Below are 12,724 nucleotides of genomic sequence, written 5' to 3' on the forward strand. Positions count from 1 at the left end.
TTTTTCAATCGTCATCCGGGCTGGTCAAGTCAAATGCTTTGCCAGGAAATCAAGCGAGCGTTGCTGGGCAAGCTGGTAGGCCGATTCGTTATAGGAGCCACGCTGATCGCAGCCGAATCCATGGCCGGCACCTTCATAGACATGAACCTCAACATCCGGCTGAGCCGCTTTGATTGCGTCGACATCGGCAACGGGAATGGAGCCGTCCTTATCCCCAAAGTGCATCTGGACAGGGACCCGGGATGTCAGAGATCGGGCGTCGGCGATACCGCCGCCATACCAGCAAACAGCAGCTTTGAGTCCGTCGAGCTTGCAGGCAGCTTGCCAGGCAAGCGCGCCACCCCAGCAATAGCCGATGATGCCGACAGGTTTATTACCCAGCGCCTTGATGGCAGATTCGATGTCAAGGAGCGATTCTTCAAGCGTCACCCGGCTGCGCAGTGCCAATCCCTGCTGAACGTTTTCCTGTGTATAACCCAGTTGTACATTGGGTTCGACCCGGTCAAACAGGGCAGGGGCAATGACCTCATATCCTTGCGCGGCGAACCGTTCGCAAACGTTGCGGATGTGCGAGTTGATGCCAAAAATTTCCTGCAGAACAACCAGGGCGCGTGGTGCGTCGCCGGCACCTGTGCGATAAGCTGAAATCGTTTTTTTATCTGTTGTGTCGAGCTTGATATCCAAAATAGCCTCCTTGAAAAGTGAATAGGCGGGGTTATCGTACCTGTTGCTTGTCACGCCGGATGGTTCAATCTAACGGGCGCTGCGCAGCCAATAAGCAATTATATTACCAGTAGGCTGCACTCTGATTTTGTCGAACTCATGGCAGCTGTCAGGTAGAACGTGTCTCATCATACAGAACGCAGTTGTATCAAGTGGCATGCCTATATAGAATCTCCTCAACATTGAGTCACGGATTCTTGCCGAACGACTGTTCCAGCCGGCTTGCAAATCAGAATTCGCATGACGGTACAGTCATGGGATCGGCCAATATACAAAATTAACAGCATTGTCCTTTGGAGACCATAAATTATGAAAACGACAGTTTTAGGCGCGGTCCTGGCCGCCTCCCTTGTTCCGGCTATCGCAGCGGCGCAATATCCTGATCGTCCCATCAGTCTCGTTGTCCCATATGCACCGGGCGGGACTGCGGACGCGCTGGCGCGTGTCGTTGCCCAGGAATTGGGTAAAAAACTGAACCAGAGCGTTGTGGTGGAGAACAAGTCCGGAGCAAGCGGCATTATCGGTGAATCGTATGTCGCTCGCGCCAAGGCGGATGGTTATACCTTGCTGTATGATGCGACGCCATTGGCGATCAACCCGGCAGTCAATACGCTCAATTTTGATCCTGCTGCCGATTTGCATCCATTAACCATGGTTTCAGTCACGCCGAATATACTGGTTGTTCCCAAAAACTCAACGCTGAACAGTGTAGAAGATGTTGTCAGGCAGGCCAAAGCAGATCCGGGAAGTTTGACTTTTGCTTCGGGCGGAACTGGTACCGTTCAGTTTATGGCGGGAGAGCTTTTCAGACAGGGCTGGAAAATTGACATGCTGCATGTTCCATTCAAAAGCGGGGGGCCGGCAATTATGGCAACGGTCGGCGGGCAGGTGAATATGATGTTTACCAATATATCCTCAACCCTTCCCATGGTCAAAAACGATCAATTGAAGGTATTGACCATTACATCCAAAAAACGCAGTGATTTGTTGCCTGATGTGCCCACCGTCGCAGAATCCGGCCTGTCGGGCTACGAGGCATATGAATGGAATGGCATTTTTGTGCCGAAAGATACACCTGAAGAAATATCAGATAAACTCGAAGCGTCCATTCGGGAAGTCATGGCGGAGCCGAAAATCAAGGAAAAATTCAGTTCTTTGGGGGCCGATGTGGTCGCATCCAGTCAAGCGGAATTTAAGACTTTCCTCGATAAAGAGTTTGCCAAATGGTCCGACGTCGTCGGCAAAAGCAACATCAAAAAGAATAAGTGAGCGCCGATTGAATCAATGTCACTGTTCATTTTCCCGCTCGCAACATTATGATAAGCACATCCTCTGAATCCCCGCATCTTGCTATTCGTCCCGAGTGGCTTGCGTTGCGGCAGGAAGAAACCCTGTGGCCTGAACTTCGCATTATCGATCCACATCATCATTTATGGGACCGCCCCGGGTCGCGGTATTTGCTGGACGAGTTGAATGCCGACATGAATTGTGGTCACAATGTCGTGGCTACGGTATTTGTTCAGTCCCGCAGCATGTACAGTCAGGATAGCGAAGAATCTTTCAGGCCGGTGGGGGAGGTCGAATTTGCAAACGGTGTGGCGGCATGTTTTGCCAGCGGTCTGTATGGCAAGGCAAGAGGGTGCGCCGGTATTGTTGCTGGTGCTGATCTCACGCTGGGTTCTCAGCTTCATGATGTCATCGGCAAAATGCGGCAAGTTGCAGGGGAGCGCTTGAAGGGGATCAGAAACTCGACTGCATGGCATCAGAGTCCTGAAGTGAGAAGCAATCCGATTCTTCCTCCTGCAGATTTGCTGACTGACCCGCGCTTTATCACGGGTGTGCGCAGCTTGCAGGAATACGGACTGAGCCTGGATGTCTGGGCATATCATACCCAGTTGCCCGAGGTATTCGATCTGGCAGCGACCTGTCCGCAGGTATCCATAATAATTGATCATTTGGGCGGGCCCTTAGGTGTGGGGCCATATGCCGGCGCGCGTGATGATGTGTTCCGGGAATGGAAAAAGGGGATGCACAAACTGGCCGGACTTCCAAATATAACGGTCAAGATCGGCGGATTCGGATTGAAAGTGCTGGGTTATCAATATTTCGAATTGGAGTTGCCTCCTTCATCCGCGCAACTGGCGGCCGATTGGCGCCCTTATGTCGAAACACTGATCGAATTATTTGGTGCGGCACGTTGTATGTTCGAAGGAAATTTTCCGGTAGATAAAGGCATGTATTCTTACCATGCCATGTGGAATGCATTTAAACGGATCAGTCAATCCTGTTCATCTGACGAAATTGCCGATTTGTTTTATGGCACCGCCAATCGTATCTACCACCTTGGATCACCTTGAACGATACACCGCTGCAGTGCTGCCTGCATCATGGATGCCATGAGGAAGCAATGGCGGGATTGGAGGCAGGTCGTCTGCCCGCTGTTGCGTATGACAATTGCTGGGCTGCCGCGAGAATTTCTTCGACATATTGTTCCAGAACGGGTTCAGTCAGCCGGGAGAGCGGGCCTGAAATGCAGATTGCACCCAGCAGTTTCCACTGTAATCCAAAAACCGGCACAGATATGCTGGATACTTGCGGATCGCGCGCGCCCAGTGAAATGGCGTAACCCTGCCTTCTTATTGATTCGTAGGGTTCTCCTGGTTCACCCGAGAATGCCAGAATCACAAGTCCGGGGCCGCCTACGTCAAGGGGCAGGGTGGTTCCCATTCTTACATGATGGCGCACCGCCTGGGGTCCCTCCACACGCACGACGCACGTACGCTGGTTACCTTCCCGGATGTAAAAGGTGGCGCTTTCTTTGGTTTTTAACGATAGTTCCCGCAACACCGGCTCAATAATATCGTGCGCATTGAAAGTGGCCTGATAACATGCGCCCAGCCATCCTGCGGCTCGTCCAAGTCGCCAGTCTCCGCCATCTTTCTGAACCAGATAATTGTCCAGAGCCAATGTCCTGGCCAATCGTAGAACAGTGGAGCGGTGCAATGCCGTCCTGCGGCTGAGCTCTGCCAGTGACAGACTTTCGTCGTCCGTGCCAAACGCGGCAAGCACAGCCATGGCTCTTCTGACTGCGATAACGCCACCATCAGAAGTATCTTCGGAACCGCCTTCAGAGGCAATGGTTTTTTCGGTGGTATGTTTCATTAGTCAGCCTATGGTTCGTGTAATGAAACGCTATTGTACCAACCGGAACATTAAGAGACAATTGCCGGGCAGAAATAACAAACGAAATTGAATGCAAGGCGATCAATTTCCCGCTGTTTCCGGCGTCTGTGGTTGATCCTGCGACGACGCGATAGAACTGCCATGTCTTTCATTTATATGACTAATTTTTAGAAGGTAATTGTATGAGCTCGCCCAATATCAATAAAGAATTCGATCGCGTCCCTGCCGATGTTGTTGCAAAAGCAGCGGTATTTCAGCCGGCGATCTTGTCTGATGTAAACGGGCGCCGTGGCGCCTTTCACGGGCGTATCCGTGCATTGCGGCCAAATATGAAGCTGGCAGGGCCGGCATTCACTGTCGAGGTCCGACCCGGTGATAATCTGATGATTCACGCTGCTCTGGCATTGGCAAAACCGGGAGATGTACTGGTCATTGACGGAAAAGGAGACCAGACCTGCGCATTAATGGGGACCATCATGATGCAGGCCGCGCGCAAACGCGGGCTGGCGGGCGTGATCGTTGATGCCGCCGTTCGCGATTCGCTGGAAATTGAAGAAATGAATTTTCCGGTGTTTTCCGTTGGCACCAATCCCAACGGCCCGACCAAAGAAGTCGGCGGCAGAATCGGATACCCGATCTCCTGCGGGGGCGTTACGGTTCATCCCGGTGATTTTATTACTGCGGATGCCGACGGCGTGATGTGCATCGAACGCGAAAAGATCGGCACACTGCTTGAAAAGGCCCAGGAAAAAGAAACGGCTGAGTCGCGTCGCATCGCAGGCATCAAAGAAGGAAAGCTAGGTACGCCGTGGCTGTTGCCATCCCTGATTACAGCCGGGGTGCTGAAGGAAGGTGAAGAGCTGTGAGCAACAATCCCCCCGTTATTTTGGTGACTGCAGCTGACCTTGCGCCGCAAGCGGTTGAGCTGCTCAATGCATATGAGCTGGTTTTCGCGGGCAGGGCGCCACAGGATGACGAGATTGTGGCGCTGGCAAAAAAACACAATCCGGTTGGCATTATCGTTCGCTATGGTCGGGTTACTGCTGAGACCATGGATGCCGCGCCGAACCTCAAGGTGATCTCAAAGCATGGCAGCGGCATTGATACGATTGATCAGGCCGCGGCGCAGAGCCGTTCAATTACGGTCGTGGCAGCGCTTGGCGTCAACGCCGCTGCAGTGGCCGAACAGGCGCTTGCCCTGTTATTGGGGTGTGCCAAGTCACTGGTCCGGCTTAACGGGCGAATGCATGCCGGGTATTGGGACAAGTCTACGCACAAGACCCTGGAATTGCGTGGCCGCACAATTGGCATTATCGGACTGGGGGCGATCGGACAGCGGTTTGCCAAAATGGCAGATGCAATAGAAATGCGCGTCCTGGGTTTTGATCCCTATGCGAAGAATGTGCCCTCATACATTCGGACGGTGGATATCCAGACAATATGGCAAGAGAGCGATGTGATCTCATTGCATTGTCCGCTCACGCCGGAGAACCGGGAGCTGATCAATGCCGCCTCACTGGCCCAGTGTAAAAAAGGCCTGATTCTCATCAATACGGCGCGTGGTGGGCTGGTAGACGAAGATGCATTGCTTAAGGCACTCAATTCCGGTCACGTATTCATGGCGGGCCTGGACAGCTTTGCCGTAGAACCCTTTGCAGCACCGCATATTTTCCAGGGGCATGAAAGGCTGCTTTTAAGTCCTCATATTGGCGGGGTCACGAGTGACGCCTATATCAATATGGGCGTGGCAGCGGCCAGGAATGTGATTGCAGCCGTGGCCGCATAAACGCTCTCTTGTTTGATGCTCAACACAATAACCCGGACACAGTTCAAGTATGTTTTATACCAATCAACCCGAAGTACGCAGCCTGGAACATTTCTCGATCTTACCTGAACAATATCGTGAACAGCATCAAACGGCCTGGGCCGACGCGAACCAAGGAGGCCGGAAAATTGACAGCTTCCTGGAAGGGCCGGTCTTTGATGACAAAGGAAATTTGTATGTTGCAGACATTCCATATGGCCGGATTTTCCGTATTGATCCGAAAGGCAACTGGGACCTGGTCGTTCAATGGGATGGCGAACCGAATGGCATGAAGTTCGCCGCCGCAAATAATCTGCTTGTGACTGATTACAAGAATGGTCTCATGCAGGTTGACGTCCATAGCGGCGTGGTCAAACCCTTCTTTTCCCGCAGGCATTCGGAGCGCTTTAAAGGTGTCAATGATCTGACGATCAGTTCACAGGGCGATATTTATTTTACAGACCAGGGACAGACAGGGCTGCATGATCCCACCGGTCGTGTCTATCGCCTCAGCAAAACAGGGCGGCTGGATCTTCTTTTATCCAACGTTCCCAGTCCAAACGGGATTGTGTTGAGTGAAGACGGGAAAGTGCTGTATGTCGCGGTGACGCGTGGAAATTGCGTTTGGCGTATGCCGATTCAAGAGGACGGCAGCGTCTCAAAAGCCGGACAGTTTTTTACTTCCTATGGCCCGAGCGGGCCGGACGGACTGGCGCTGGATAAGCAAGGCCGCTTGCTGGTCGCGAATCCCGGCCTGGCATATGTATGGGTGCTGAACCCGCGCGCCGAACCCGTTCAGGTGCTGCGCGGTCCGCCCGGGCATTCGCTGACCAATCTTGCATTTGGTGGAAGTGATGGAAAAACACTTTATGTCACCGACTCGACCGCCGGCGACATTCTCACTGTTCAAATGGACGCGCCGGGGCTGCGACTTCATCAACTGGATTAGCATTCAGCACGGGCGTCGCCCTTGATCAATTGATTTTGATATTTGCTTTATTGATCACGTCGGCCCACAGTGCCGTATCCTTGCTGAGCTTTTCTTTGAACTGTGCAGGCGTGCCACCCAATACCCGGCTGCCTTCTGATTCGAATTTTTCTGTCAGTGTTTTGCTCCTGAGGACGGTGTTGACGCTCTCGTTTATCTTCTGAACGACTGCAGCCGGTGTGCCTGCGGGGGCGAGCAAACCAAACCAGGTGATGGCTACAAAGTCTTTCAGTTCAGGTGTCTCTCCCAGTGTTGTTGTGTCCGGCAGAACTTTGATCCGCTCTTCAGATGTGACACCGACCGGACGCAATTTTTTATCGCGGATATAGCCCAGCAGTGTTGGCACCGAAGATGCATACACATCGATACGATTGGCCATGAGGTCTGTCATCGCGTTTGCAGCACCCTTGTACGGGACCTGCATGAACTTCACACCGGCTTTATTGGCCAGATATGCGGCAGTCAGGTGGGAGACAGTACCGTTGCCTGAATACGCCATGGAAATTTCTCCCGGCTTCTTGTGCGCGGTGGAGATAATGTCAGCCAGTGATTGATATTTGGATGTTGCGCCCACGGCAAAAAGAACCGGTGAATCGGCAACCAGAACAATGGGGTCGAGATCCTTCTCCGGTGCGTACGGCAGATTTCCGTAAAGGGTGGGGTTCACAGCCAGATTGCTGGTCTGTCCCAAAACGAGCGTATACCCATCGGGCTTGGCATGTACCGCTGCCTGTACGCCGATGTTTCCGCCTGCGCCAGGCCGATTTTCGATCACTACATTCCAGCCGATTTGTTCGGACAGTTCTTGTGCGACCACGCGCCCGAACATGTCGGTGCCGCCGCCGGGAGGGAAGGGCACGATGATCTTGATTGGACGATTGGGGAAGGCGTCCTCGGCATGTGCCGAAGCAAAAAGCGGACCCAGGGCGAGTGAGGACAGGACACACAGCTTGATCAATTTGCCTGTTTTTGATTGTTGAAACATGATTTGTCTCCGAATAAAAATGTTTTTAATTCAGAGAGAGTCTAAAGAGCTATTTCATACAATACAATAGTGTTGCGCAGTGTGAAGCGTGTATCGGAGTTTGGTACGCGTTACAAAAGCAATGATCCTCTTATCTGGACCGTAAAACGCGTTCGTTTCTTAATCTGGCAATGATTTGCGCCCTGAATCGACCACATGAACTCAAGCTGCATATTCGTGGCGCGATTAACAACGGTTTGACGAAGGACGAGATCAAGGAAGTCTTTCTGCAGGCGGCGGTATATTGTGGCGCGCCTGCTGCAGTGGATTCATTTCGTATTGCAAATGAAGTGTTTGCCGAGATGGAGAAATAATCGCTGGGCTATATGTTTTGTATCACGCTCGATTTTTTAAGTTCGAACGTGACCGGCCAGCCAGACTAGAATGGAATGAAATGACCTTGGCGCTTGTACTGTCGACCTACTGTTTACTATATGCGTCGGCATAAGTGCCATTTGCAATTGAATTTTTCGTAACGCGCGTCCACGACAAGGGAGCTTTCATCTTAGGTACAACGTTAGCACTCGCTTCTGCAGTTTTGTACGGTATCGTAGACTTTGCCGGTGGACGTATTTCGCGGCAGATCAATGGTATCGCGCTTGCATTGTATGTCCAATTATCGGGACTGGTGACTATGCTCGTGTTCGCCCCGGCGTTGCCGGGGGCAATCAATATTGATGGGCTGTTATGGGGAGCCGTCTCCGGGATTGGCAGTGGCCTTGCAATTATGTTTTTATATACCGGCATAGGCAAAGGAAAAATCAGCCTGATCGTGCCTCTTGTGGCTGTCGTAGGTGCTGCCATACCTGTCCTCATTGGTATCACTTTATTGGGAGAGCGGCCGGCAATGATTGCCCTGGTCGGGGTAGGGTTGGTGTTTCCTGCCATTTTACTGGTCTCGGGTGGCGGTCGCACAGGTGACGGTAAATGGATGGCGGGCTTTTCTGACTGTTTGATCGCAGGGGCAGGGGTTGCACTCCAGTATGCTGCCATTGCTCATGCGCCAGAAAACTCGGGGCTATGGCCGCTTGTCACCAACCGGGCCGCTTCTATCGTTCTGGTATTGGCCTATGGCCGCTCCGTTGGCGCGCCGGGGTGCGTGCCAACCAGACATATTTTCAGTGCGGCGTGGATAGGCGCCGTCGCTTCGAGTTCACTTGCTTTCTACTTGCTTGCAACCAGACTGTCGATGATGACAATCACAGTTGTGCTTGCTTCCTTGTATCCGGTGATCCCTTCAATACTGGCTATTTATATACTAAAGGAGCGCATAACAACAAACCAGAAATTGGGACTGGGCCTTGCCGTAATCGCGGTCATGTTGATTACCATGCCTGAAAGCGTTATTTGAACCCCGTAATATAAAAATAAAAACTAGAGGTTATGTATCCGGTATCGAGCTCGAATCAAGTGATTTTGCGACATCGGCAATCAGCTCTAACGAACGCAAGCGTTTTTGAGGGTCGTATATATCGGACACGATCATCAATTCATCTGCTTGCGTGCGTTCAAGGAACTGCTGCATGCCTTTTCTTACGGTGTCCGGAGATCCAACGATACTGCAGGCCAGCATGTTGGTAGCCTGCATTTTTTCTGCATTGCTCCAATAGTCTTCAATATTATCAATGGGAGGGTGCATCAGACTGCGTGTTCCCCGGAACAGATCAGCAAAAGAAATTTGCTGCGAAGTGGCCAGGTAACGGGCCTCTTCATCGGTTTCGGCGGCAATAATATTAATTCCCGCCAGGGCATACGGCCTGGCCTGCTGGCTCGATGGCTTGAATTTGTCCCGATAGGATTGCAGGGCCATGTCCAGCATTTGTGGTGCAAAATGGGAGGCGAAGCCATAAGGCAAACCGAGCTCTGCCGCAAGATAAGCGCCAAACAGGCTTGATCCCAGAATCCAGATAGGGATATTTAAACCCGAACCGGGAATCGCTTCGATGCGCTGGCCTTCCTGAGCCGGTGCCAGAAAGGCCTGCAGTTCCTGTACATCATCCGGGAAATTGGCGGCATTGGCCGGATCGCGGCGTAAGGCGCGAAGGGTGACCTGGTCGGTACCAGGCGCCCGTCCGAGTCCCAGATCGATTCGTCCTGGATAAAGCGTTTCCAGCGTGCCAAACTGTTCGGCAATCACATAGGGGGCGTGGTTCGGCAGCATAATGCCGCCCGCACCAACCCGGATCGTTTTGGTGCCGGCAGCGATATGGGAAATCACCAGTGAAGTGGCTGCGGTCGTGACGGCCGGCATATTGTGGTGCTCTGCCACCCAGAATCGGGTATAGCCACAGGTCTCGGCGTGTTGTGCCAGGGCTCGTGCTTCATCAAGTGCGATGCGACGGCTGGAATTCTGGCGGACCCGCCCAAGCTCTAGAACAGATAACTGCACCATTTTTGTATTATCCAATTTGAGTCTCTTTAGGGGTCATCATATCATTTAAGCTATGCATACACAGTTGAGATGCAGTTCGGGATTGTGTTACCCCGACGTGCCAGGGGAGTGGACCGCCCTAACCATATGATGGCTACAGAATAAAATACCAATATCATATGCCCAGCAGATCAGGTAGAATAGCTCAACCAATAGGTCGGAATCCGGTATGTCCAAGATGCAAAATAAGATGTCACTTCAGTTCAACGCAATCACTCCATCGAGAGCGGTCGATGAAATCGAGCTACAAATTCGCACAATGATAGCCGATGGTATTCTGACGCCAGGAGACAGGCTACCGTCTGAGCGGGAGCTTGCGGCGCAATTTAACGTGAGTCGCAATACATTGCGTGAAGCTATACGTTCACTCGAGTATGCAGGAATCGTGCAGATGCGTAAGGGAGCGACGGGAGGAGCATATATCATGCATGGCAATTCTGGCGCAATTGTGGGTGGGCTGCGTGTGCTCTATCATCTCGGCGCAATTACGCCGCAACACCTGACTGAAGCACGCATATGGCTGAGCGAAACCATTGTCCGGGTGGCGTGTGAACGTGCTACACAAGAGGATCTGCAATCGCTGGATGCGAATGTCGCGGCAATGAGCGATGCGCACGACCGGGGCGCGTTCGATGAACGTCAAAAGTTAAACCGGGAATTTCATTTGATACTGGCACGCATTACCCGCAATCCGATCATGATCAGTATGATGGATGCGGTTATGGATGTGATGGGCTTGTTTATCGATCAGATTGGTCCGGGCGAAAATCCGTTCACGCTTCCATCCAGACGTCGTTTGATGAAGCACCTGTATAATCGCGATGCTGAACAGGCGGTGCAAGAAATGGACAAGTATCTCGTTCGTCTGCAAACTGGGTACTTGAATCGATGGGCACAACGGCAGGCCCGGCCGGATTTTAAAGCCTCAGGTGCAGAATAATAATTTACCTGCCTGCATGCCGTTTTTCTCTCTATTTACGCAAGCCGGATGTGCTACAGCAATAGCGGCAATTTAGTCGACCATGGTCATGGCCGGCTTTCTACTATGAAGCACGATGGGTTTGCCGCCTAGTCGGCTTTTGCACATCCAATGCGCCAGGGCCGAGTCCAGATAGTCGGCATGACCGGGAAACCAGGCTTGCAGCTCACTGACGAATGAGCGTCCTATGGACAAATTACCCTGGGAAACCAGTTGATAAACGTCCTCGGCAGATTGAAGCACTGCAGCATGTTCGTTTATGTGGCAGTCTTGCGCAGGAAAATTTGTTTCCCGCATCCAGCGGTCTTCCGCCCCGAAATGAGAATACAAATGCGCCTTGAGCAGTTCTATTTGGCATAAAAGATTTGCGTCCGGGCAAGATAATGCTTGAGCAATCAGCATGTCGAATTCTTCGTGAATGTCGTCCATTGGGGTAAATCCAAGCGTCAGGGAGTTCTTCTGATTTAATGATGCTGGTATTGCCATGTATATTCCTCGTTTAATAGCCGGATGCGAATCAAAGATCAAGGGTCAGCGTTTTTGAGCGGGAGCCCGAACAGCAAATCATCATGCTTTTATTCGCCTCACGCTGCTCGTCGGACAGACACTCATCACGGTGATCCGGGATGCCATCAAGAACCGTTGTTACGCACGAGCCGCATATGCCCTGACTGCAGGCATAAGGAACGTCAACGCCTGCATCAAGTAGCGTGTCAAGAATAGATTTACCCTCCGGCACCGATAATGTCCGGCCATCCCGGGCCAGTTTTACTTCAAATCCCCCATCTGTTGCGGCTGCGTTTGCTGCGGCAAATCTTTCATAATGCACCGTATCGGGTTGGCGGCCTTTTGCAGCTGCGATAAATGCCTCAAGCATGCCCGCAGGCCCACAGCAGTACAGATGCGCGGTAGATGCGGCGCTGCCAAAAATGGCACTCAGATCAAGACGCTTATGATCAGCCAGATTGTCAACATACAAATGTATGGCGCCTTTGCCACAATTTGCAAGACTCCGAAGTTCGTCACGGAATGCCATATGCGCAAAAGAGCGGGCGCAATAGTGCAGTTCCCAGCTACTGCCGAGCTCAATCAGCCTTGAAATCATTGAGATGATCGGCGTAATGCCGATGCCGCCGGCGATCAAAATCGTATGTGAAGCATTTTCTATTAATTCGAAATCATTGGAAGGTAATGAAATATCGAGCGTCATGCCCACTCTTGCGTTGTCGTGAAACCACGATGAGCCTCCACGACTCTCCAACTCTTTTTTGACGGCGATATTGTAATGGCGCGGTTCGCCGCCGTTGTTGATCAGCGAGTAGCTGCGTCTTAGCCCGCCCGGCAAATGTATGTCTATATGCGCGCCTGGCGTAAAAGAGGGTAAATATTGCTCTCCAACGGGCCAGAGTTCGAATGAAGCTGTTGCTTCACTTTCCAGTCGTATTTGACGAATTTGCGTGCGAATGATGTCAGCAGTCATCGTGTTTTTCCTTGTCCATGTGGCGGCCTGTTTTGATTCAGGTGCTGCCTGCTTCAAATTGATTTCTCAAATCTTTATAGACAGAATATCACAACCATGATAGATTGATTGA

13 protein-coding genes and 1 pseudogene are annotated in these 12,724 nt (G+C 51.8%); 8 read left to right on the plus strand and 6 right to left on the minus strand.

The annotated features are described in order from the left end of the window. Positions 1–24 precede the first annotated feature (24 nt). Positions 25–684: a dienelactone hydrolase family protein gene (locus W822_RS35145; protein WP_024005341.1), complete on the minus strand. Its 660-nt coding sequence runs from the start codon at positions 682–684 to the stop codon at positions 25–27. A gap of 348 nt (positions 685–1,032) precedes the next feature. On the opposite strand from W822_RS35145, the gene W822_RS35150 reads away from it, so the two are divergent. Together W822_RS35150 and W822_RS35155 are read left to right on the plus strand one after the other, a co-directional pair. After that, on the plus strand, positions 1,033–1,992 hold the full coding sequence (locus W822_RS35150; RefSeq protein ID WP_024005342.1) for a Bug family tripartite tricarboxylate transporter substrate binding protein: 960 nt from the start codon (positions 1,033–1,035) through the stop codon (positions 1,990–1,992). A 47-nt stretch (positions 1,993–2,039) separates the two neighbouring features. Beyond that, complete coding sequence (locus W822_RS35155) at positions 2,040–3,080, plus strand: amidohydrolase family protein (RefSeq protein ID WP_024005343.1); 1,041 nt, start codon at positions 2,040–2,042, stop codon at positions 3,078–3,080. Between the two features lie 28 nt (positions 3,081–3,108). Here the strand turns inward: W822_RS35155 and W822_RS35160 are convergent, their stop codons facing one another. Beyond that, positions 3,109–3,885 carry an IclR family transcriptional regulator gene (locus W822_RS35160; protein ID WP_024005344.1) on the minus strand — a complete coding sequence of 259 codons (777 nt, stop codon included), beginning with the start codon at positions 3,883–3,885 and terminating at the stop codon, positions 3,109–3,111. A 203-nt stretch (positions 3,886–4,088) separates the two neighbouring features. On the opposite strand from W822_RS35160, the gene W822_RS35165 reads away from it, so the two are divergent. Genes W822_RS35165 through W822_RS35175 form a run of 3 tightly spaced genes read left to right on the plus strand, consistent with a single transcriptional unit; the run spans position 4,089 to position 6,659 of the window. Next, positions 4,089–4,772, plus strand: a complete 684-nt coding sequence (locus W822_RS35165) for an RraA family protein (protein ID WP_024005345.1) — start codon at positions 4,089–4,091, stop codon at positions 4,770–4,772. Next, positions 4,769–5,692 carry an NAD(P)-dependent oxidoreductase gene (locus W822_RS35170; protein WP_024005346.1) on the plus strand — a complete coding sequence of 308 codons (924 nt, stop codon included), beginning with the start codon at positions 4,769–4,771 and terminating at the stop codon, positions 5,690–5,692. Before W822_RS35165 ends, W822_RS35170 begins: the two co-directional genes overlap by 4 nt. A 49-nt stretch (positions 5,693–5,741) precedes the next feature. After that, positions 5,742–6,659, plus strand: coding sequence for an SMP-30/gluconolactonase/LRE family protein (locus W822_RS35175; RefSeq protein WP_024005347.1), 918 nt, complete (start codon positions 5,742–5,744; stop codon positions 6,657–6,659). Between the two features lie 25 nt (positions 6,660–6,684). Here W822_RS35175 and W822_RS35180 read toward each other — a convergent pair whose 3' ends face one another. After that, a complete protein-coding gene (locus W822_RS35180) occupies positions 6,685–7,683 on the minus strand; it encodes a Bug family tripartite tricarboxylate transporter substrate binding protein (protein WP_031242802.1) in 999 nt (332 codons plus the stop codon). Between the two features lie 134 nt (positions 7,684–7,817). On the opposite strand from W822_RS35180, the pseudogene W822_RS35185 reads away from it, so the two are divergent. Both W822_RS35185 and W822_RS35190 read left to right on the plus strand, forming a co-directional pair. Continuing rightward, positions 7,818–8,036, plus strand: a pseudogene (locus W822_RS35185) (carboxymuconolactone decarboxylase family protein); the annotation flags it as partial. Positions 8,037–8,170: 134 nt separating this feature from the next. Further along, entirely contained in the window at positions 8,171–9,073 is a 903-nt protein-coding gene (locus tag W822_RS35190; protein WP_024005350.1) for a DMT family transporter, read from the plus strand. 30 nt (positions 9,074–9,103) lie between these two features. Here the strand turns inward: W822_RS35190 and W822_RS35195 are convergent, their stop codons facing one another. Beyond that, positions 9,104–10,114 (minus strand): LLM class flavin-dependent oxidoreductase, encoded by a 1,011-nt coding sequence (locus W822_RS35195; protein WP_024005351.1) that lies wholly within the window; start codon positions 10,112–10,114, stop codon positions 9,104–9,106. Between the two features lie 208 nt (positions 10,115–10,322). Here W822_RS35195 and W822_RS35200 point away from each other — a divergent pair, with 208 nt between their 5' ends. After that, complete coding sequence (locus W822_RS35200) at positions 10,323–11,093, plus strand: FadR/GntR family transcriptional regulator (RefSeq protein WP_024005352.1); 771 nt, start codon at positions 10,323–10,325, stop codon at positions 11,091–11,093. A 72-nt stretch (positions 11,094–11,165) separates the two neighbouring features. Here W822_RS35200 and W822_RS35205 read toward each other — a convergent pair whose 3' ends face one another. Together W822_RS35205 and W822_RS35210 are read right to left on the minus strand one after the other, a co-directional pair. Then, positions 11,166–11,618 (minus strand): hemerythrin domain-containing protein, encoded by a 453-nt coding sequence (locus W822_RS35205; protein WP_024005353.1) that lies wholly within the window; start codon positions 11,616–11,618, stop codon positions 11,166–11,168. A gap of 31 nt (positions 11,619–11,649) precedes the next feature. Beyond that, positions 11,650–12,669: a PDR/VanB family oxidoreductase gene (locus W822_RS35210; RefSeq protein WP_253272293.1), complete on the minus strand. Its 1,020-nt coding sequence runs from the start codon at positions 12,667–12,669 to the stop codon at positions 11,650–11,652. Between the last annotated feature and the right edge of the window lie 55 nt (positions 12,670–12,724).

The sequence above is a fragment of the Advenella kashmirensis W13003 genome, assembly GCF_000506985.1.
GTDB classification, from domain to species: Bacteria; Pseudomonadota; Gammaproteobacteria; order Burkholderiales; family Burkholderiaceae_B; genus Advenella; species Advenella kashmirensis_A.